Annotated in this window: 20 protein-coding genes; 8 read left to right on the forward strand and 12 right to left on the reverse strand. The window is 75.4% G+C overall.

Annotated elements, in window-relative coordinates; translation table 11 throughout:
* From BM414_RS24770 to BM414_RS24790, 5 genes are all read left to right on the forward strand, one after another.
* On the forward strand, nucleotides 1-459 hold a 459-nt coding region (locus tag BM414_RS24770), incomplete at its 5' end, for an HNH endonuclease signature motif containing protein (RefSeq protein ID WP_139246041.1).
* Nucleotides 460-503: 44 nt separating this feature from the next.
* Nucleotides 504-1,115: a DNA-3-methyladenine glycosylase I gene (locus BM414_RS24775; protein WP_245784970.1), complete on the forward strand. Its 612-nt coding sequence runs from the start codon at nucleotides 504-506 to the stop codon at nucleotides 1,113-1,115.
* 74 nt (nucleotides 1,116-1,189) lie between these two features.
* A complete protein-coding gene (locus BM414_RS24780) occupies nucleotides 1,190-1,357 on the forward strand; it encodes a DUF3117 domain-containing protein (RefSeq protein WP_012947303.1) in 168 nt (55 codons plus the stop codon).
* A gap of 89 nt (nucleotides 1,358-1,446) precedes the next feature.
* The gene (locus BM414_RS24785; RefSeq protein WP_093583977.1) at nucleotides 1,447-2,973 is read left to right on the forward strand and encodes a leucyl aminopeptidase family protein; all 1,527 of its coding nucleotides are present in this window, start codon (nucleotides 1,447-1,449) and stop codon (nucleotides 2,971-2,973) included.
* A gap of 10 nt (nucleotides 2,974-2,983) precedes the next feature.
* Complete coding sequence (locus BM414_RS24790; protein ID WP_093583979.1) at nucleotides 2,984-4,447, forward strand: hypothetical protein; 1,464 nt, start codon at nucleotides 2,984-2,986, stop codon at nucleotides 4,445-4,447.
* A gap of 10 nt (nucleotides 4,448-4,457) precedes the next feature.
* On the opposite strand, the gene BM414_RS24795 is transcribed toward BM414_RS24790, so the two are convergent.
* Nucleotides 4,458-4,967 (reverse strand): DinB family protein, encoded by a 510-nt coding sequence (locus tag BM414_RS24795; RefSeq protein ID WP_217644919.1) that lies wholly within the window; start codon nucleotides 4,965-4,967, stop codon nucleotides 4,458-4,460.
* Nucleotides 4,968-5,081: 114 nt separating this feature from the next.
* On the opposite strand from BM414_RS24795, the gene BM414_RS24800 reads away from it, so the two are divergent.
* Nucleotides 5,082-6,047 carry an ATP-binding cassette domain-containing protein gene (locus BM414_RS24800; protein ID WP_093583983.1) on the forward strand — a complete coding sequence of 322 codons (966 nt, stop codon included), beginning with the start codon at nucleotides 5,082-5,084 and terminating at the stop codon, nucleotides 6,045-6,047.
* Nucleotides 6,044-6,865: an ABC transporter permease gene (locus BM414_RS24805; protein WP_093583985.1), complete on the forward strand. Its 822-nt coding sequence runs from the start codon at nucleotides 6,044-6,046 to the stop codon at nucleotides 6,863-6,865. Before BM414_RS24800 ends, BM414_RS24805 begins: the two co-directional genes overlap by 4 nt.
* 45 nt (nucleotides 6,866-6,910) lie before the next feature.
* Here BM414_RS24805 and BM414_RS24810 read toward each other — a convergent pair whose 3' ends face one another.
* The 4 genes from BM414_RS24810 to BM414_RS24825 all read right to left on the reverse strand — a co-directional run bounded on the left by BM414_RS24810 (nucleotide 6,911) and on the right by BM414_RS24825 (nucleotide 14,282).
* The gene (locus BM414_RS24810) at nucleotides 6,911-10,108 is read right to left on the reverse strand and encodes an ATP-binding protein (RefSeq protein ID WP_175551791.1); all 3,198 of its coding nucleotides are present in this window, start codon (nucleotides 10,106-10,108) and stop codon (nucleotides 6,911-6,913) included.
* Between the two features lie 41 nt (nucleotides 10,109-10,149).
* A complete protein-coding gene (locus tag BM414_RS24815) occupies nucleotides 10,150-11,652 on the reverse strand; it encodes a phytoene desaturase family protein (protein ID WP_093583989.1) in 1,503 nt (500 codons plus the stop codon).
* A 33-nt stretch (nucleotides 11,653-11,685) separates the two neighbouring features.
* The gene (locus tag BM414_RS24820) at nucleotides 11,686-13,353 is read right to left on the reverse strand and encodes a SpoIIE family protein phosphatase (protein WP_093583990.1); all 1,668 of its coding nucleotides are present in this window, start codon (nucleotides 13,351-13,353) and stop codon (nucleotides 11,686-11,688) included.
* Between the two features lie 152 nt (nucleotides 13,354-13,505).
* Nucleotides 13,506-14,282 (reverse strand): spore photoproduct lyase family protein, encoded by a 777-nt coding sequence (locus BM414_RS24825; protein WP_245784971.1) that lies wholly within the window; start codon nucleotides 14,280-14,282, stop codon nucleotides 13,506-13,508.
* 194 nt (nucleotides 14,283-14,476) lie between these two features.
* Between BM414_RS24825 and BM414_RS24830 the strand changes: the two genes are divergently transcribed.
* Nucleotides 14,477-15,541 (forward strand): hypothetical protein, encoded by a 1,065-nt coding sequence (locus BM414_RS24830; protein ID WP_093583992.1) that lies wholly within the window; start codon nucleotides 14,477-14,479, stop codon nucleotides 15,539-15,541.
* A gap of 110 nt (nucleotides 15,542-15,651) precedes the next feature.
* Here the strand turns inward: BM414_RS24830 and BM414_RS24835 are convergent, their stop codons facing one another.
* The 7 genes from BM414_RS24835 to BM414_RS24865 form a co-directional block, all read right to left on the reverse strand.
* Entirely contained in the window at nucleotides 15,652-16,155 is a 504-nt protein-coding gene (locus BM414_RS24835; protein WP_139246042.1) for a hypothetical protein, read from the reverse strand.
* A gap of 64 nt (nucleotides 16,156-16,219) precedes the next feature.
* Nucleotides 16,220-16,744: a hypothetical protein gene (locus BM414_RS24840; RefSeq protein ID WP_093583995.1), complete on the reverse strand. Its 525-nt coding sequence runs from the start codon at nucleotides 16,742-16,744 to the stop codon at nucleotides 16,220-16,222.
* A gap of 369 nt (nucleotides 16,745-17,113) precedes the next feature.
* Entirely contained in the window at nucleotides 17,114-17,383 is a 270-nt protein-coding gene (locus BM414_RS24845; protein WP_093583997.1) for a hypothetical protein, read from the reverse strand.
* A gap of 10 nt (nucleotides 17,384-17,393) precedes the next feature.
* Nucleotides 17,394-18,776, reverse strand: coding sequence for a phage major capsid protein (locus BM414_RS24850; RefSeq protein WP_093583999.1), 1,383 nt, complete (start codon nucleotides 18,774-18,776; stop codon nucleotides 17,394-17,396).
* A 203-nt stretch (nucleotides 18,777-18,979) separates the two neighbouring features.
* Nucleotides 18,980-19,204 carry a hypothetical protein gene (locus tag BM414_RS24855; protein WP_093584001.1) on the reverse strand — a complete coding sequence of 75 codons (225 nt, stop codon included), beginning with the start codon at nucleotides 19,202-19,204 and terminating at the stop codon, nucleotides 18,980-18,982.
* Nucleotides 19,197-19,493 (reverse strand): hypothetical protein, encoded by a 297-nt coding sequence (locus BM414_RS24860; RefSeq protein ID WP_093584003.1) that lies wholly within the window; start codon nucleotides 19,491-19,493, stop codon nucleotides 19,197-19,199. The genes BM414_RS24855 and BM414_RS24860 overlap by 8 nt, the downstream gene beginning before the upstream one ends.
* Nucleotides 19,490-19,738, reverse strand: a complete 249-nt coding sequence (locus BM414_RS24865) for a hypothetical protein (protein WP_093584005.1) — start codon at nucleotides 19,736-19,738, stop codon at nucleotides 19,490-19,492. Before BM414_RS24865 ends, BM414_RS24860 begins: the two co-directional genes overlap by 4 nt.
* Nucleotides 19,739-19,747: the final 9 nt, after the last annotated feature.

Below are 19,747 nucleotides of genomic sequence, written 5' to 3' on the forward strand. Positions count from 1 at the left end.
GTGGTGGTGAAGCTGCAGGACCTGGCCGACCCCGGCACCGGCCCGGGTGCCGGGCGGATGGGCTTCGGTGCGGTCATCTCCGCCGCCCGCGCCCGCTGGCTGGCCTGCGACGGCGCCGTCTCCCGCGTGGTCTTCGGCCCCGGCGGCGCCCCGCTCGACCTGGGCCGCGAGCAGCGGCTGGCCGGCCGGCACCTCCGCCGCGCGGCCGAACTCCGCGACGGCGGCTGCGTGTTCACCGGCTGCGCAGCACCCACGCACTGGTGCGACGTCCACCACCTGGTGCACTGGATCGACGGCGGTGAGACGTCGCTGGAGAACTCAGCCCTGCTGTGCGAACGCCACCACACCAAGGTCCACCACGGGTTCCGCGTCGAACGACAACCGGACGGCACCTGGTGCACCTGGCGACCCGACGGGTCGCAGATCACCGTCCCGGCGCCACTGGTGGCGGTCGCGTGACCGGCCGCCCGGTGGTGTCGGGGGACGGCGCTAGCGTGCGCGGCGTGGAGCCCGTGCCGACCGACGACCGCGTGCGCTGCGACTGGGGGAACAGCGCTCCCGAGTACGTCACCTACCACGACGAGGAGTGGGGCACCCCGCTGCACGGCGACGACGCGCTGTTCGAGCGGCTCTGCCTCGAGGCGTTCCAGTCGGGCCTGTCCTGGATCACCATCCTGCGCAAGCGGCCCGCCTTCCGCGCGGCCTTCGCCGGCTTCCGCATCGACGCCGTCGCCGGGTTCACCGCCGACGACGAGGCCCGCCTGATGGCCGACGCGGGCACCGTCCGCAACCGCGCCAAGATCGCCGCCGCCGTCCGCAACGCCCGAGCCGCGCAGCAGCTCCCGGAGGGGTTGTCGGCGCTGCTGTGGTCCTTCGCGCCCACTGTGCCGCGGCCCCGCCCGGCCACGCTGGCCGACGTCCCGGCCACGAGTCCGGAGTCGGCGGCGATGGCGAAGGAGCTCAAGCGGCGGGGGTTCGTGTTCGTCGGACCCACCACCGCCTACGCGCTCATGCAGGCCACGGGCATGGTCGACGACCACGTCGCCACCTGCTTCCGGGCCACCCGCCCGGGGGCTCAGGTTGGTTCCGCAGCGGGGATACGGGATCATGGGTAGCGGAGCTCACTGCACCGAGACACAGCCACACCGCAGCTGCACAGGGTTGCGGGTGGTCGGCGAAGGAGGCACGCATGGCGGCCATGAAGCCGCGCACGGGTGAAGGTCCCCTGGAGGTCACCAAGGAGGGGCGCGGCCTGGTCATGCGGGTGCCGCTCGAGGGCGGCGGTCGCCTCGTCGTCGAGCTGTCGCCCGACGAGGCTGCGGCTCTCTCCGAGGCACTGAAGGGCGCGACCAGCTGAACGTCGCCGCGAGCCTGCCCTCGGGCAGCCCCGCGCAGGACGACGCGGCCCCGGCCGCCGGCAGCACGCCGGCGACCGGGGCCGCCCCCTTGCCGCGGGTCGAGCTGCTCACCGGCCTGCCGCGCCTCGGTGAGGACGACGTGCTCGCGGTCCCGGTCGGGTCCGGCGGCACCCTGCCGGCCTGGCTGACCTCGCCTGCCTTCGGCACCCTCGCGCCCGTGCCCGCACGGCTGCTGAGCGGCGCGCTGCGCGACACCGGCAACACCGGCAAGGCCGGCGCCATCACGAACCTGCCGGTGCCCGGACGCCGCCCGCGCAGCGTCGTGGCCGTCGGCCAGGGCGACGGCACGCTGCCGCACCTGCGCGCCTACGTCGCCACCGCGGTGCGCCGCGCGCAGACACTCGCCGAGCACGGCGCCACCCGGCTCGTCCTGCCGCTCGACGGCGCCGTCGCACCCGCCGGGGCCGACGAGGTCCGCGCCGCGGTCGAGGCCGCGCTCCTGGCCGGGTACCGCTTCCGCGAGACCTCCAAGCCGCACCCGCCGCGGCTGGCCACGGTCACCGTGGTCGCCACCGACGCCGAGGACGACGCCGTCGTCGCCGCGGCCCGGGCCGGGGAGGTCACCGCCTCCGCCGTCGCCTGGGCCCGCGACCTGGTCAACACCCCGAGCGACACCAAGGACCCCGCCTGGCTGGCCGGGCAGGCGCGGGAGCGGCTCTCCGGCCTGCCGCACGTCACCGTCACCGTGCTCGGCCCCGAGGAGCTCGCCGCGGGCGGCTTCGGCGGCCTGCTGGCCGTCGGCGGCGGCTCGGCGTCCCCGCCGCGGCTCGTCGTCGCCACCTACCAGCCCCCCGGCGCCGGCCCCGCCCGGCCCGTGCTGGTGGGCAAGGGCATCACGTTCGACACCGGCGGCCTGTCGATCAAGCCCACCGCCGGCATGCGCGAGATGAAGACCGACATGGCCGGGGGAGCGGCGGTGCTCGCCGCGCTCGACGCCGCCGCCCGGCTGGAGCTCCCGGTCGCGGTGACCGCGGTCGTCCCGGCCGCGGAGAACGCGGTGTCCGGGGCGTCCTACCGGCCGGGCGACGTCGTCCGGCACGTCGGCGGGCGCACCACCGAGGTGCAGAACACCGACGCGGAGGGCCGGATGGTCCTCGCCGACGGCCTGGCCCACGCCCGCCTGCGCCTCGGCGCCACGGTGCTGGTCGACGTCGCCACGCTGACCGGGGCGATGAAGGTCGCGCTCGGCGCCCGGACGGCGGGGCTCTACGCCACCACCGACGGGCTGGCCACCGCGCTGTCCACCGCCGCGCTGCACGCCGGCGAGCGGGTCTGGCGCATGCCGCTGGACGGGGAGTACGCCGACCTGCTGCACAGCGACGTCGCCGACGCCAACAACGCGCCCGGCAACCCGGGCGGGACCACCGCCGCGCTGTTCCTGCGCTCGTTCACCGGCGACCTGCCCTGGGCCCACCTCGACGTCGCCGGTCCCGCGCGGGCCGGCTCCGACGACGCCGAGGTGGTCAAGGGCGGCACCGGGTACGGCGCACGCACCCTGCTGCGCTGGCTGGAGGCCGGGGCGCCGGTCGACCCGCCGCCGACCACCACGGACTGAGGAGCCCCGCGTGAGCACCGACGACACCGGCGTCGTCTTCCCCGCAGGACCCGACGGGCGGCGCAGCACCGCGGCGGTCGGCCGCGCGGTGGTCGCCGACGCGCTGCGTCCGGTCGACCCGACCGGCGCCCGCGCGGCCGAGACGGAGACCAACTGGCGGGCCGGCTACCTGGTGCACTTCCGCCGCCTGGTCGAGGCCGGGCTGGCCTCGCCGGAGGCGGCGCTGTCCGTGGCCGGCGCCGGGCTGGACGCCGTCCACGCCCGGCTGCAGGTGGCCGCTGACGGCGCCGAGCAGCCGCTGAGCGCGCTGCCGGCCGCCTCGGCGGGGCGGACGCCGGCCACCCGCGAGGTGACCGGCACCGCCGAGCCCGAGCGTGAGTTCACCCTGCCCTTTCACGGCCGGCGGCTGCGCGGCGACGACCTGCTGCGCCAGGTGGACTCCTGGGTCGAGCGCGGCATCGCCGAGCCGACGCTGGCCGAGGCGGTGCGCGCCGTGACCGCGCACCCGGAGTGGCTGGCTCTGCCCGGGCGCACCGTCGTCGTGCTCGGCGCCGGCGCGGAGATGGGGCCGCTGACCGCGCTGCTGCGCTGGGGCGCCACCGTCGCCGGCGTCGACCTGCCGCGGCCGGACCTGTGGCGGCGGGTCCTCGACACCGCCCGCCGCGGCGCCGGCCGGCTGCTGGTGCCCGCCGGTCCTGGCGACGGCGACCTCGCCACCACCGCGGGCGCCGACCTGGTGCGCGAGGTCCCCGCCGTGGGCGACTGGGTGGCCGGGCTCCCCGGCGACCCGGTGCTCGGCGACTACGTCTACGCCGACGGCGCCACGAACGTGCGGGTCTCGGCGGCCGTCGACGCCCTCACCCTGCGGCTGCAGCGGGAGCGCCCCGACCTGGCTCTGGCCTTCCTCGCCACGCCCACCGACGTCTTCGCCGTCCCCGGCGACGCCGTCGAGCACTCGGTCCGCGCGTACGCCGGCCGCTCGCGGGCCGGCAAGCTGCTCGGCCGCCCGCTGCGCACGCTCTCGGCCGGCCGGCTGCTGCAGCGCGCCTACGTGCCCGGAACCGACCCGGGGATCAGCGACAGCCTGGTCGCCCAGCAGGGCCCGAACTACGCGCTGGCCAAGCGGCTGCAGCGGTGGCGGGCCACGGTCGCGCGGGCCGCCGGCACGACGGTGTCGATGAACGTCGCGCCGCCCACGCGCACCCGCTCGGTGGTCAAGAACCGGGCGCTGGCCGCGGCCTACGCCGGGGCGCACCGCTTCGGCGTCGAGGTGTTCGAGCCGGCGACGTCGAACGTGCTCATGGCCGCGCTGCTGGTGCACGACCTGCACACCGACGGCGGCCCTCGGCACGGGCAGCCGTGGCAGGACGAGGCGTACGCCGCCGTCCACGGGGGCCTGTGGCGGACGGCCTACGCGCCGCGCAGCGCGCTCGGGCTGGCCGCGGTGCTGGGGCTGGGCGCGGCGCGGGGCTGACGCCCGGCGCTCACTCCCCGGTGGTGCCGTCGACCGCCTCGCGCAGCAGGTCGGCGTGCCCGGCGTGCCGCGCGGTCTCCTCGACGAGGTGCAGCAGCATCCAGCGCAGGCTGAACCGGTTGCCGTTGCGCAGCGGCTGCGCCGACAGCGCGTCGAGGTCGCCGGCGGCGGCGACCACGGCGTCGGTGCGCCGGCCGGCCTCCCGGTAGCGCTCGCGCAACACCTCCGGCTCGAGGTCGACGGCGGTCTCGAACTCCCAGTCGGGGGTCGCGTCCCAGTCGACCGCCGCCCACGGCTCCGGCATCGGCTGTCCGGCGAACCGCTCCACGGCCCAGGACTCCTCGACCAGCGCGAGGTGGGAGAGCAGGCCGGCCAGGGTGAGTGACGACGGCGGGTGCGGCTGCGCCAGCTGCCCGCGGGTCAGCCCGTCGGTCTTCAGCAGCACCGTCTCGCGCTGGTAGGCCAGGTAGGCGGTCAGGACGGTCGTCTCGTCGCCGGTCTCCGGGGGGTCGCTGCGCACCGGGGGACCCTCGCACGGCCCGCTGACACTGGTCCCGCGGCCGTGCCAGCGCCGTGTGCGGCCCGTGCCAGCGCTCCCCTCCATCGTGAGCGCCGACGACGAGAGGAGAGCTGCATGACCACCGTCATCGAGGCCGAGGGCCTCACCAAGCGCTTCGGCACCACGCAGGCACTGGCCGGGGTCGACCTGGCCGCCCGCGAGGGCACCGTGCTGGGGGTGCTCGGCCCCAACGGCGCCGGCAAGACCACCGCCGTCCGCTGCCTGGCCACCCTGGTCCGGCCCGACGCCGGGCGGGCACGGATCGCCGGCCACGACGTCCTCGGCGACCCGGCCGCGGTGCGGTCGGTGATCGGGCTGACCGGGCAGTACGCCTCGGTCGACGAGGACTTGACCGGCACGCAGAACCTGCTGCTCATCGGCCAGTTGCTCGGCCTGCGCACCCGCGACGCGAAGGCGCGGGCGGCCGAGCTGCTCGCCTGGTTCGACCTGTCCGAGGCCGCCGGCCGCACCGCCAAGACCTACAGCGGGGGCATGCGCCGCCGGCTCGACCTCGCTGCCAGCCTGGTCGGGCGGCCGTCGGTGATCTTCCTCGACGAGCCGACGACCGGCCTCGACCCGGCCAAGCGCGAGGAGATGTGGGACGTCGTCCGCCACGTCGTGGCCGACGGCGCCACCGTGCTGCTGACCACGCAGTACCTCGAGGAGGCCGACGCGCTGGCCGACGAGATCACCGTCATCGACCGCGGGCGGGTGATCGCGCACGACACCCCTGACGGGCTCAAGCACCACGTCGGCGGCCAGCGGCTGCGGGTGCGCCCGGCCGACCCCGGACGGCTCGAGGACGTGCGCCGGCTGCTCACCGCGCTCACCGGCAGCACGCCGGCCGGCAGCGGCCGCGGCGAGCTCACCTGCCGGGTGGCCGACGACGCGGTCCTGCCGGGGCTGGTCGCCCAGCTGCAGGCCGCCGGCATCGCCGTCAGCGAGCTGTCGCTGCACCTGCCCACGCTCGACGAGGTGTTCCTGACCCTGACCGGCCGGCCCGGCGCCGGCGCACAGCGCGCTGCCGAGGAGGCCGCATGACCACCGTCACCACAGCCCCCGGCCGGGCCGTGCCCGTGCCGCAGACCACTCCCGCCGGCAGCAGTCCCGCCCGGCAGGCGGTCGTGCTGGCCCGCCGGAGCCTGATCAAGACCTGGCGCACGCCCGAGGCGCTGGTCGACGTGACCCTGCAGCCGGTCATCTTCCTGGCGCTGTTCACCTACGTGTTCGGCGGCGCGATCGCCGGCGGGTCGCAGCAGCAGTACCTGCAGTTCCTGCTGCCGGGCCTGCTCGGCCAGACGATCGCCATGGCCAGCGTCTCCCTCGGGCAGAACCTCAACACCGACATCCAGAAGGGCGTGTTCGACCGGTTCCGCTCGCTGCCCATCTCCCGGTCGGCGCCGCTGGTCGGGGCGGTGCTCGCCGACCTCGTCCGCTACCTGGTCCTCTTCGCCGTCACGATGGTCGTCGGGACGCTCATGGGCTTCCAGGTCACCACCGGGGTGGGCGGGGTGCTCGCCGCGCTGGCGCTGTCGATGGGCTTCGCGCTGTGCTTCGGCTGGATCTCGGTCTACGTCGGGATGATCGCCCGGGCGCCCGGCGCGGTGCAGGGGATCATGTTCCTGCTGGTGCTGCCGCTGAGCTTCGGCTCGAACACCTTCGTGGCCACCGAGTCCATGCCGGGCTGGCTGCAGGCGTTCGTGAACGTGAACCCGATCAGCCACGTCGTCGGCGCGGTGCGGGGGCTGATGACCGGCGGGCCGGTGGCCGGCCACGTCGGGTGGACGCTGGTGTGGATGGCCGCGTTCGTCGTCGTGTTCATGCCGCTGGCGGTGCGGGCCTACCGCCGCCGCGCCTGACGAGGCAGAGGAGGCTCTCCGCACGGGGTCCGTGCGGAGAGCCTCCTATGCCTGTGCCAGGGCGGTGGTGATGCGGTCGGGGTCCAGGCGTGCCGTGGCCGCCGCGGCGTCGAGGGCGAGACCCTCGGCGTGCGCGACGTCGAACTCCGGCCCGAGCGCGTCGCGCAGCGTCGCGGTGAGCGCGGCCAGCACCGGGTTGGTGACGTCCCCGCTCCCGCGCAGCCGGGCGGCGGCACCGAGCACCACGGCCGCCTCCCGCGAGGCGCCGACGGCGTGTGCCCAGCCGGCCGCGACGAGCCCCACGGCGGCGAGGACGGGCCGGTCGGTGGTGTGGACACCGAACCGGTGGGCGGCGCGCACGTGCGCGCCGGCCGCCGCGACGTCGCCCAGGTGCAGGGCCAGGCCGCCGGCCGCGGCGTGACCGACGGCGTGGACCTGTCCCGCGTGCGGCGCCGGCTCGCTCATCCCGGCCAGCACGGTGCCCAGCTCGTCGTAGGCGGCGCGGACGCCGTCGGTGTCCCTGGCGGCCAGGGCGATCGACCCGGCGGTCGCGTTGACCAGCACCGACCGCAGCACCACGACCGAGCCGAGCGAGCGGTCGCCGCGCATGGTCGCCAGGTGCCGCCGGGCGCCGTCGAGGTCCCCGGCCCGCAGCCGCAGGTCGGCCAGGCGCATGGTCACCAGCAGGTGGTCGCTGGTGCCGCCGAGCTCGCGCACCAGCACCTGGGCCCGCTCGAGGTCGGCCGCCGCGCCGGCCAGGTCGCCGTCGAGGGTGCGCACCAGGCCGCGCACCGAGAGCAGCGAGCCGATGCCCCAGCGGTCGCCCAGGTGCTCCCAGTCCGCCAGGCCCGCGGAGGTCTCGGTCCGCAGCGCCGCGAGGTCGCCGTCGTTCTCCGCGAAGGCCATGCGCACCAGCCGCCCGGCGGCGCGCACCCAGGGGTCGGGAGCCGTCCGGACCGCATCCAGCAGCGGCGCGGCCTCGTCGGGTGCGCCGGCCAGGAGCAGCAGCATCGGCCCGAACAGCGCCAGGGCCGGTCGCAGCGACGCCACGGGGCCGACCCGCCGGCTGATGGCGCGCAGGGCGGCCGGGCGGCCGGGGTCGGGGGCCGCGGAGATGGTCGCCATCGCCTGCATCGCCTCGGCGAAGGGCGCCAGCGGGTGCTCCCTGGCGCCGGGCAGGGCGAGGACGGCGCCGGTCCACCGGGCGGACTCGCGCTCGCTCTCGCGCAGCGTCCAGTACCAGGTCAGGTCGACGACGAGGCCGAGCGCGGCCGCGGCGTCCCCGCCGTCCACCAGGCGCCGCAGCGCCAGGAGCACGTCGTCGTGCTCGGTGTCGAGGAGCCGGAGGGCCGCCAGCTGCTCCGGCCCGCGCAACCGCGGGTCGGCCGCGGCCACGAGCGCGGCGAACCAGCGGGCGTGCGCGGCGCACGCGGTGACACCGCGGCCGTCCTCGGCCAGCCGCTCGGCGCCGTACTCGCGCAGCGTCTCCAGCATCCGGAACCGCGTGCCGTCGGCGGTGTGCAGGGCGACGAGCAGCGACTTGTCCACCAGCGCGGACAGCACGTCGGCCAGGTCGCCCGCGTCGGCCCCGGACCGCCAGGAGGGGCAGACGGCGGCGACGGCGTCCTCGGTCGCCCCCGACGCGAACACCGAGAAGTGCTCGGCCACCTCGCGCTCGCGGGCGTCGAGGAGGTCCCAGCTCCACTCGACGACCGCGCGCAGCGTGCGGTGCCGCGGGGCCGCGGTGCGCCGCCCGCCGGTCAGGAGCCGGAACCGGTCGGCCAGCCGCGCGGCGACCTCGGCCGGCGTCAGCACCCGCATCCGCGCCGCGGCGAGCTCGATGGCCAGCGGGAGCCCGTCGAGGCGGCGGACCACCTCGACCACCGCGGCGTCGGCGGACACGTCGGCCGAGACCGCTCGCGCCCGGTCGAGCAGCAGCCGGACGGCGGGGCTCGCGGCGGCCTCGGCCGGGGAGGCGCCGTCGGACGGGACGGCGAGCGGACCCAGCGGGTGCAGCGTCTCCCCGTCGACGCCGAGCGGCTCGCGGCTGGTGGCCAGCACCCGCACGCCGGGGCAGCGGCCGAGGAGGTCGGCGACCAGGTCGGCGGCGGCGTCGACGAGGTGCTCGCAGTTGTCGACGACGAGCAGGCACCGGGCCTCGCGCAGGCGCTGCAGCAGCCGCGCCCGGGCGTCACCGCGACGCCGGTCGGGGGACTGGTCGGGCAGGGCCACCTCGCGCAGGCCGAGGGCGTCGAGCACGGCCTGTGCCACGGCGGCGGGGTCGGTCACCGGCGCGAGCTCGACCAGCCAGACGCCGTCGGTGACGTCGGGGACGGCGCCGGGACGGCCGGCGTCGGCGAGCAGCCCGGCGGCGACCTCGCCGGCCAGCCGGGTCTTGCCCGCTCCGCCGGCGCCGACCACGGTCACCAGCCGGCCAGCCGCGAGCCGTGCGCGCAGCCGGGCGACGTCGTCGTCCCGGCCGACGAAGCTGGTGACCGCCGCCCGCAGGTTGCCCGCCGGCCGGACCGGCCGCTCGCCCAGCCGCAGCAGCGCCAGGTGCCGCTCGCGCAGCGCCGGCGAGGGGTCGGTACCGACACCGTCGGCGAGCGCGGTGCGCAGCCGCTCGTAGGCGGCCAGCCCCTCGGCCGGGCGGCCGGCCGAGGCCAGCGCGTCGAGCAGCACGGCGGCCAGGTCCTCGCGCAGCGGCTGAGCCGCGGTGAGCTCCTCGAGGTCGGCCAGCGCCTCGGCGGCCCGGCCCGCGGCCACCAGGCGCGCGGCCCGCTCCCTCCGCGCGGCCACGCGCAGCTCCTCCAGCGCGGCGCGCGGCCCGGCGGCGTCGGGAGAGTCGTCCTCTTCCAGCGGCCGGCCGCGCCACAGCGACAGCGCCTCGTCCAGCAGGGGCAGCGCGTCGGCCGTGCCCTGCGCGGCGGTGACCAGCCGGGTGAAGCGGACGGCGTCGACGTCGTCGGGCGCCACGGTCAACCGGTAGCCCGCGAGCGACTGGACGACCAGCGCGGGGTCGCCGAGCGTGCGCCGCAGCCGCGAGACCAGCGACTGCAGCGCGTTCGCCGGGTCGGCCGGGACCTCGTCGGGCCAGACGGCCGCGGTCAGCGCGCCCCCGGACACCCAGGCGCCGGGATCGGCGGCGAGGCGGAGCAGCAGCCGGCGCAGCCGGGTGCCGGGCACCGGGACGGTGCGGCCGTCGTCGGTGACCTCCAGGGGCCCGAGCCAGCCGATCCGCACGCCCCGCATCGTGCCACCGGCGGCGGCGCGCGCCGCCGGCGTCAGGCGGGTCCGACCAGCCCGGCGACGATCTCCGCCGACAGCGTCACCAGCGGCAGCCCGCCGCCGGGGTGCGACGAGCCGCCGACCAGGTAGAGCCCCCGCACCGGGGCGGCGTTGCCCGGGCGCAGGAAGGCGGCGCGGGCGCCGTTGCTCGAGGTGCCGTAGATCGAACCGCCCACGCTGCCGGTCTCCCGCGCGAGGTCGGCCGGCGTGCGCGCCACGCACCAGCGCACGCGGGAGCGCACGTCGAGCCCGCGCGCGGCCATCACGTCGAGCACCCGGGTGGCGTAGCGGTCGGCCAGGCCGGGGGTGTCCCAGTCGACGCCGCCGTCGGGGTCGTGCCGCGGCGCGTTGACCAGCACGAACCACGACTCGCTGTCGTCGTCGGGCCGGGTCGCGGGGTCGTCGGGGGCGCTGACGTAGACGGTCGGGTCGGGCACCGGGCAGGGCAGCCCGCGGTGCCGGCCGGTGCCGAAGACGGCGTCGAACTCGGCGTCGTAGTCGCCGGGGAAGGCGACGGTGTGGTGCGCCAGGCCCGGCGTGCGGCCACGCAGCGCGAGCAGCAGCACGAACCCCGACAGCGACGGCGTCGCCCGGGTCAGCCCGCGGCGCACCGCGCGGGTGCGCCGGTCGGGCGGCAGCAGCCCGGCGTAGAGGGCGGTGGCGTCGGCACCGGAGACGACGACGTCGGCGGTCATCTCGCCGCCCTCGGCGAGCTCCACCCCGGCCACCCGGCCGCCCTCGCGCAGGACCCGCCGGACGGGCGTGCCGGTGCGGACGTCGGCGCCGCGCTCGCGGGCCCGGTCGGCGACCGCCTCGGCCAGCCGGTGCAGCCCGCCGCGGACGTACCAGGAGCCGAACGCCTGCTCCACGTGGGGGACCGTGGCGAGCACCGCGGGTGCTCGCCGCGGGTCGGAGCCGGAGTAGGTGGCGTAGCGGTCGAGCAGGACGCGCAGCCGCGGGTCGCGCAGGTGGCGGGTGCCGAGGCCGCGCAGTGTCTGCCAGGGCGCCACGGCGGCGACGTCGGCGGGGTCGCGGGCCAGCCGGGCGAGGGTGGCCGCCCCCCGCAGGGGGGAGCGCAGGAACGGCTGCTCGGTGACCGCCCACATCGCCTCGGCCCGTTCCAGCAGCGCCTGCCACTGCGCGCCGCTGCCCTCCCCGAGTGCGTCGTCCAGGGCGGCCGGCACCGCCTCCCGGTGCCCGGGCATCGACAGCCGGGTGCCGTCGGCGAACCGGTAGTCGACGGCGGGGTCGAGCCGGACGAGGTCGACGGCCTCCTCCAGCGGGCCGCCGGTGGCGTCGAACAGGTCGCGCAGCACCTGGGGCAGCGTCACCAGGCTCGGGCCGGTGTCGAAGGCGTGGCCGTCGCGGGCGTACCAGCCGAGCTTGCCGCCGACGCCGTCCGACTGCTCCAGCACCGTGACGCGGTGACCGAGCGCGGCGAGCCGGGCGGCCGCCGCGAGGCCGCCGAGCCCGGCGCCGACGACCAGCACGCGCGCCATCCCGCCACCGTAGTGCGCTGGTCGCGCCGGGGATCAGGACGGGATGGTCAGGGCCAGGACGGCGAGGTCGTCGGCCTCGAAGCGGGAGTGCTGCAGCCGTTCGGCCACACCGGTCGAGATCAGCTCGACGAGGTGCTCGGCGCCGTCGGCCCCGGGGCGGTCGAGCAGGGCCATCAACCCGTCCTCGCCCAGCTGCACGCCGGAGTCGTCGCGGGCCTCGGTGACCCCGTCGGTGTAGAGGACCAGGGCTGCACCCGGCGGGAGGGGGACGGTCTGACGCCGGAACCGGGCGTCGGCGTCGACACCGAGCGGGAGGTCCCGGTCGCCGACCTCCGACCAGCCCGCGGGTGTGCGCAGCAGCGGCAGCGGGTGGCCCGCGACGCTCAGGTCGGCGCGGGCGCCGCCGTCGTCCCGTGGTTCGAGCACCAGGCAGCAGGCGGTCACGAACCGGAGCGGACCGGAGGCCTGCTCGCGCAGGAGCGCGGCGTTGACCGCCCGGAGCACCGCGTCCGGGTCCCCGGCCGCCGCGGCCGCACGAGCCGTGTGGCGGGCGAGGGCGGTCACCGCGGCCGCTTCGGCCCCGGTGCCGCACACGTCGGCGATGAGGACCATCCAGCGCCCGTCGGGCAGGGGCGTGACGTCGTAGGTGTCGCCGCCGACCAGGGCCGACCCGCCGCCGGGCCGGTACCGGGCAGCGACGTCGAGCCCGGGGACCGTCGGCAGGTGCGAGGGCAGCAGGCTGCGCTGCAGGGTGTCGGCCAGGTGCCGGACGTCGGACTCGGCGCGCAGCCGGCCGAGGAACTGGCCGATCTGCCGCCCGGCGTGGGCCAGGACGTCGAGCAGCTCGGCGGGCACCGGTCGCGACTGCCGCGAGAACAGCTCGCAGACCGCCACCACGGCGCCCCCGCGCAGCACGGGGAAGGCCACACCCGTCCGGAGGCCGTCGGCCCGCGCCTCGGTGGCCCGGAGGAACCGAGGGTCGGTCCACAGGTCCTCCATGACGACCGGCGCCCGGGAGGACCAGGCCAGCCCCGGCAGCCCCTGGCCCCGGGCGAGGGACCGCCCGACCGTCCCGGCGTGCAGGGCACCGACGTCCCGTCCCGGTGCGGTCCAGGTGCTGGTGTACCGCAGCTGGCCGGTGCTCTCGTCGGCTTCCCACAGGCTGGCGGCGTCCCAGTCGAGCTCGGCGCACAGCGTCGCCAGCAGCCGCGCGAAGGCGGCATCGGCGTCGGGCGCCTCGGTGAGCGCCGCGGTGACCCGCAGCGTGGCCGCCAGGTACCGGCTGACCTGCAGCTGCCGCTCGAGCAGGACGGTCGTGCTGGCGTCCCGCAGCACGGCCACCACCACGGCGCCCTCCGGGTCCGCACCGGGCACCGGGTCCAGCCGGGACAGGGTCAGGTCGATCGGGATCTCGTGCCCCCGCACGTGCAGGGCCGGCACCTGTGTGGTGGAGCCGACCAGCTCGCCGACACCGGTCCTCCGGAAGCGGTCGAACCCCGCCCCGTGGCTGCTGCGGAAGCGTTCGGGCATGAGGACCGTGAGCGACCGGCCCACCAGGTCCACGGGGTCGTGTCCGAGCAGCGTGCGGACCGAGGGGTTGACGTAGGCGATCCGCCCGGCTCCGTCGGCGACCACCACGGTGTCGGGCAGGGCCTCGAGGAGGGCCGGTGCAGGGAGGGCCGGCGTTCCCGCACCCGACATGGGTGCCATGGTCTCCCCCCGACCTGTGCTGCGGTGGCTGCCGGGCGCGCCGGCGGTCGTCCTCGGCAACGATCCCACAGACGGCGTCCGCGCCCGGACCCGGACGCCGGTCGGACGGGGCTGAGGTGGACGGGGCTCGAGTCGCACGGGGCTCAGAAGGCGTAGCGGATGCGGAGCCACGGGGCGTGGTGGGCGACGAGCTCCTGCAGCCGCTCGACGCCGGCCCGCTTGACGTCGTTGCGGTAGCGCACGTTCCACTGGCCGTTCTGGCTGCGCTTGGGCTGCTGCAGGTCCGGCCGCCAGAGCAGGTCCTCGGCCTTGGGGTGCCAGCCGAGGTTGACCTCGTGCAGGTCCCGGTTGTGGGTCAGCATGATCACCTCGGCCGCCGCCTGCGCCTTCGCCGCGGGGGAGAGGGTGTCGTCGAGCTGCCGCAGCAGCTGCGCCCAGTCGGCCTCCCACCCGTCGCGCAGCACCACCGGCGAGAGGTTGAGGTGCACCTCGTAGCCGGCCTCGACGAAGTCGTCGACGGCCGCGACGCGCTCGGCGATGCGGCTGGTCCGTACGTCGATGACCCGCGAGTCGGCGTCGGGCATGAGCGAGAACCGGATGCGGGTGCGGCCCTGCGGGTCGAGGTCGAGCAGCTCGCGGTTGACGTACTTGGTCGCGAAGGACGCCTTGGCGGTGGGCAGCCCGCGGAAGGTGGCCACCAGGTCGGCGACGTTGTCGCTGACCAGCGCGTCGACCGAGCAGTCGCTGTTCTCGCCGATGTCGTAGACCCAGCTCACCGGGTCGCACTGGTCGGGCTCGGTCTTGGACCCCTGCCGGGCGACGTGCCGGCGCAGGTAGCCGGAGATCTGCTCGATGTGGGTGAAGACGGTGATCGGGTTGGCGAAGCCCTTGCGCCGCGGTACGTAGCAGTAGGCGCACAACAACTTTCCGCTAGTGCACCTATGCGCGTGTCCCGGAAGGCGGCTTCAGGAGCGGCCCCGCGGGGCGCTGTCGTGTCTGTCCGGCCGCGCCCTTCCCCTGAATCAGCCATTCGGGGAACATGCCGGCCATGCAGTCGGAAGGACCCGCTGGAACTGCTCAACGCCAACCGTGGCGGCTGAGCCTGGCGACTAGCTTGGTCGGTCTGGCCCTCGGCATCGCCGCGAGCACGATAAGCACCGACTTCCGTTACCCCGGCGTAGCCGGCGCGGCGGTACTCGCCGCCGTCTTCTACGCCACGCAGTGGTTGCAGCGGCTGCCACCACGCGCGCCGCTCGTCCGCATCTCCTCTTGGTCGGCCCTTACCGGAGCGGCCTTCTTGGCGGTGGCGGCCGTCATCGTCCCGGCCCAATCGGCGGCCTATCCCGTGCTTTTCGCCGCCGTCCTCACAATCACGGCGGTGTTGATTCTAGGTCAGGCTGAGGACGCGCTTGAGTTGCTGGCCGCAGTTGGGGTCATTGGCATCGGGGTGGCGTCCATCGGCGGCGGGGTGGGCTTCATGGTCCGAGGCGACCAGCTGGTTGGGGTGGCGATGATCGGCCTCGGGGTGGCGATGATCGGCTACCACGTGGGCCTCATGGTTCGAAGCGACCAGTTGGTTGAGGTGGCGATGATCGGCGCCGGGGTGGCGACCATCGGCGGCGGGGTGGGCTTCATGGTCCGAGGCGACCAGGCGGCTGGGGTGGCAATCATCGGCCTCGGGGTCGCGACCATCGGCTACCAGGTGAGCCTCATGGTCCGAGGCGACCTGTTGGCTGGGGTGGCGATCATCGGCGCCGGGGTGGCGACCATCAGCGTCGGGGTGGGCTTCATGGTCCGAGGCGACCAGCTGGCTGGGGTGGGGTTCATCGGCGCCGGGGTGGCGACCATCGGCCTCGGGGTGGGCTTCATGGTCCGAGGGGACCAGCTGGCCGAAGTGGGGTTCATCGGCGTCGGGGTGGCGGGCATCGGCCTCGGGGTGCTGATCCTGGTTCGAGGCCACCTGCTGGGCGGGGTGGCGGCGATCGGCGCCGGGGTGGCGATGATCGGCGGCGGGGTGATCAGTGTCCGAAGGACGAACGGGTTCATTCGGGTTTTCCGCCTGCTAACCAGCGATCCCTACACTGCAGACACACCTGTGAAGCCTGTTGTTCCATCTGTACCTGTTCAGCCATCGCCCACTACAGTTGAGCGACAGGAACCCGACTCTTCAGAACCTTGATTAGCCACACGCCGGTGGTGCGCGGGATGCAGTGCAGCACCACCAAAAGTTCATGATCGCCCGGCCCGAACATCCCGGCAATCGCGTCCTCTTCACGGAAGCGGGCAGGGTCACCGCGCCTTGGGGCTGTTGCGGCCCGAGCCTTGAGTGAGCTTTTTCCTACGTCGGTAGAGTCGGATGGTCCATCCCATCAGCACCAGGTTCGACAGCCCGACAAGCACCGCTATCACGAGAAATCCTGTCAACCAGGGGCGGCGGTTCTCCTCCGGCACCACGATCGAGATGACGATGAGGGACGCCACTACTGCGCTGGTGAGGGACACAAGGAAGCGGTTGAGATACAGAACGGCTACAACCGCGGGGTCCTCCAACCGTCGCCGGTCGCGAGCGGCCAACCTGCGCGTCTCGTCGTCGAGCAGCTTCCGCAGCGGCTCTCCCGTTTCCGGCGGCAGCTCTTTCAGGAGCGCGGCGTGCTCCTGAACGCGGCGCCGCAGCGTCGGCCAGCGCCAGGTCGTGGCGAACGTGATGGCGGCGGTCAGCGCCACACCCACAAGACCGAGGATCGGAGTCGCCAGGGATTCGCCTTCTGCGGCCACTACGAGAGGGTCGAGCACGCACGGCAGCGTAGGTGGCGCCCCTCAGACGAGGGCCGCCAGCGGCCCGTCGGGCGCCAGTGCGTCAGTGCGATGGGGAGGGCGGGTGAAGATCGGCGAGCAGGGTGGGCAGGAAGTTGTCGAAGTCCTCGCGGTTGCGACCTCGCGGCAGCTCGACGGGAAAGTCCAGGCTGGCGTAGGTAAGGCGGACTGTGGCCTGGGAGGGCCAGCGCAGCAGTCCCCCCTGCTCGTCTGTCCACACCCGGTACCGGGTCCTGTCGGGCTCTTGGGTGGGCAGCACGTCCACGCGGGTCAGGGCTGTCCGGGACACCATGGCCGGCGTGACCTCGCCTCCGTACGGGTCCTCCATGAAGTGGGGCGGCACACCTGTGAACGGAGCCACGATTAGGACCCGGTCGGTATAGGCGATGACCGCGCCCGTGAGGCCCTGCGGGGTCTCCAACACTGGTACGTCGAGGTACTTCACCGGGGCGTCTCCGATTAGGAAGGCCAATCGCACGGCGATGTGGTGCGGCAGCTCCCTATCCGAGACCTCGGTAATCCGAGTGTTCAGCTGGCTGAAGACCGTCTCGCGCGTCGCCGGTGCCACGGGCTCAACCTATGCCGTAGGGGGGCGTGAGACCGACTGGCCCGCGGAGCGCGTCTGGCGGTCTCCTGGGGGCCTGAGGGCGGCCCGCCGGGCGCGCACGAGACACGCGCGGCCCAGCGGGTGCCGGGTGGTGCCCGACGGCTCGCGGACCCCTCGTCTGGGTCTGCGGCCCCCGGCGGGCACCGAGGGCGGACGCTGGGACGGATCGCGGAGGGATGACTGACTGCCTCCGGCCGCCCGTTACCGGGAACCAGTAGCACCCGGGCGGGCGACGCCGCACCCATAGCTCCCGCGCCCGCTGAGGCCAGACAGCGCGGGTGACCTTGACGCCCGACGCGGACGGTACCCGCGCCGGGCGTCAGAATCGGGTCAGGACCGCGGGCGGTCGCCGGAGCCGAGCCCCACCCCGGCCACGGCCACGCCGAGCACCCGCGTCCCGTCGGCCAGGTCGCCGACCACGGCCCGCTCGGCGGCGCCCCGGTCGGCGGCCCGGAGCCGGTGCACCGTGCGGTGCCCGTTGGGCTGCTCGGCGAGCACTTCGTAGAGGTCGCCGGCGGCCTCGCCGGAGGTCTCCACCTGCGGATCGACGTCGGCCGCGTCCTCGCGGTCGGCCGTGCGCTTGCTGCTGCTGTTCGCCATGACGGACCCCTCAGCCTGAGTAGTTGACGAGACGGAACGCATCGGCCGTCAGGACGTCCCCGCCGGTGCGCCAGTGCATGTAGAACCCGCGGCTCCCGGTCGGACGACCGGCCGCCCCGAACAGGTGCGGCACCAGTTCGAGGGTCGTGCCGATCCGGTCCACGATCACGTACTGGTCGAACGACCCGGCCAGCAGCGCGTAGTCGGCCGTTGACGCGGTCAGCGACCCGTCCATCGCGGAGTTCTCCTCCACGACCCACCCGGCCATGCGCGGCTGCGACCCGGAGTCGTCCACGAACGACTCGGTCATGCCGGGACCCTTGATCAGCGCCCGGTAGCCGTTGATCACCGACAGGTTCGCCATGAACCGGGCACCCTGCCGCCAGCGGGCCGGGAGCGCGTTCTGCGCGGCGTAGACGTCGGCCACGGCGAGCGCGTTGGTCGCCGTGGCGATCACCGACCCACCGACGGCGGACACGGCGGTGATCACGCCCTTCGGCTGACCGGCGCCGCTGCCGGTAGTGAACGCGACCGACTCCAGTTGCGCCTTCGCGTCGGCGAACAGGGCGGCGACCTGCGGCGCGAGGTCGGCGTCCTCGAACAGTTCGATGGACACCGGCACGAACGACGCGCCCTTGTGGGTGGTAATCGCGGGGTTCAGCAGCGCCGGGGTGTCGTCGCTGACCTCGGCCAGTTCCGCATCCCACGACGCGGTGACCCCGGCCGTGGTCACGAAGCGCTTCTCGTTCGCGGCGGTCTGCACCACGCGGGCGACCCGGCGCATGGGATCGACCGAGCCCGGCCCGACCAGCCGGAGCTGCGGGTCGAGCTCGAACGGCACGAGGTACCCGCCAGCACCCGGCACGCCGAGGCTCATCGTGCGGGACACGGTGGACACCCGGCGGGCGGCCTCCCGTTCCTCCGGGGACCACTCAGCGGGGCCGGTGACCGGGTCCCGCAGCCATGCCAGAAACGCCGACCGGTAGGCGGGATCGGCGAGGACGACGGTCGCGCGGGCGAGCCCGGCGGTGGGGTCGTCGTCGCCCTCGACGCTGCGGGTGACGTGCTCGCGGACGTGGTCGGGCAGCAGGTCGGCCCGTTCGATCGCGTCGAGCGCCCGGCCGCGGACCTCGCTGCGCACCGACGGCGCGGTGCGGGCGGCGGCGTGGTCGCCGTCGCCGAGCCCGTAGTCGTCGCTGCCGGACAGGACGGTGCCGCGGCCGGACGTCGCGGTGTCCATGATCGCCTCACGGGTCAGCGTCTCGCGCTCGGCGTAGAGGGCCTTGCTGCGGCGCTCCTGCTCGGCGGTCAGGGTGTCGAACCGGCCCAGCCGGTCCAGGTCGTGCCAGATCTCGCCGAGGCGCTTGTCGCGCTCGGCACGGCTCATGGGCATGGGATGCCTCCACGGGGGGGACGGGGGGAGGGCGCGCGTGATCGCTACGCCTCGAGGTCTGCCGTCTCGACTCCGTGGGCGGGGGACCCTGGTCCCGGTGCCCGGCGGTTCGGCCGCCCTGGCGGCCTGGTCGTGCGGGTCGTGCGTCCGCCCCCCTGGGGACGGACCGCGCGAGGGTACCCGCGGGTACCGACAGGACCGGGTCAGCCGTCCTCGGCCCACTCGGCGACGACGGACTCGACCCGTTGCAGGGTCACCGGGAGGGCATCGACGGTCAGTTGGTCGAGGTGCCGCCGGTACGCCTCCAGCGCGTGTTCCAGCCGCCCCAGGTCGCCGCTAGCGATGGCGGCCCGGACTCGCCTGTCCCACTCGTCGCCGTCCTCGGGCAGCGGACCGGGCAGCCACTCCGGGCCAGGCCCCTCACTCACCGGGGCCGCCCAGGCCGGCGCGCGGGACGCGGACGACGTCGCGGTCGGCGACGGAAGCGATCACGACGTACTCGCCGAACCGGTCGCCGTAGTCGAACCGGACCGAGGACCGGCCCGCGCGCCATGCCAGGTCGAGGACCAGCCGGTCGGCCGCCGGCATGGCGTCGAGCGCGGCCCGGACCAGCGCGGCGAGCGCGGCGACCTCGGCCAGGTCGAGCGGCGGCCAGTCGGGCATCCACCACGGCGGGACGACCTCGTCCTCGTCGGCCCAGTCGATCCCGGCGGTCACGCCGCACCGTCCGGCCCGTCGTCGGGCCGCAGCTGGTCCCGCAGCCGGTCCCACCGGCTCCACGTGTCGAACCCGGGGTGCGCGTGTAACCACACCTGCCGGGCCTCGTGCCAGCGGTTCCACGCGGCGTTATAGGCGCGCTCACCCTCCGGCGTCCACGTCCCGGACCCGACGTAGTCCCCGACGATCGGCTCGGCCCCCCACCGGGGATCGCGCCAGTCGAACGAGCACAGGTGCGCGGGCATCCGGTCCGA

This window comes from Geodermatophilus amargosae (assembly GCF_900116515.1).
Lineage (GTDB): Bacteria > Actinomycetota > Actinomycetes > Mycobacteriales > Geodermatophilaceae > Geodermatophilus > Geodermatophilus amargosae.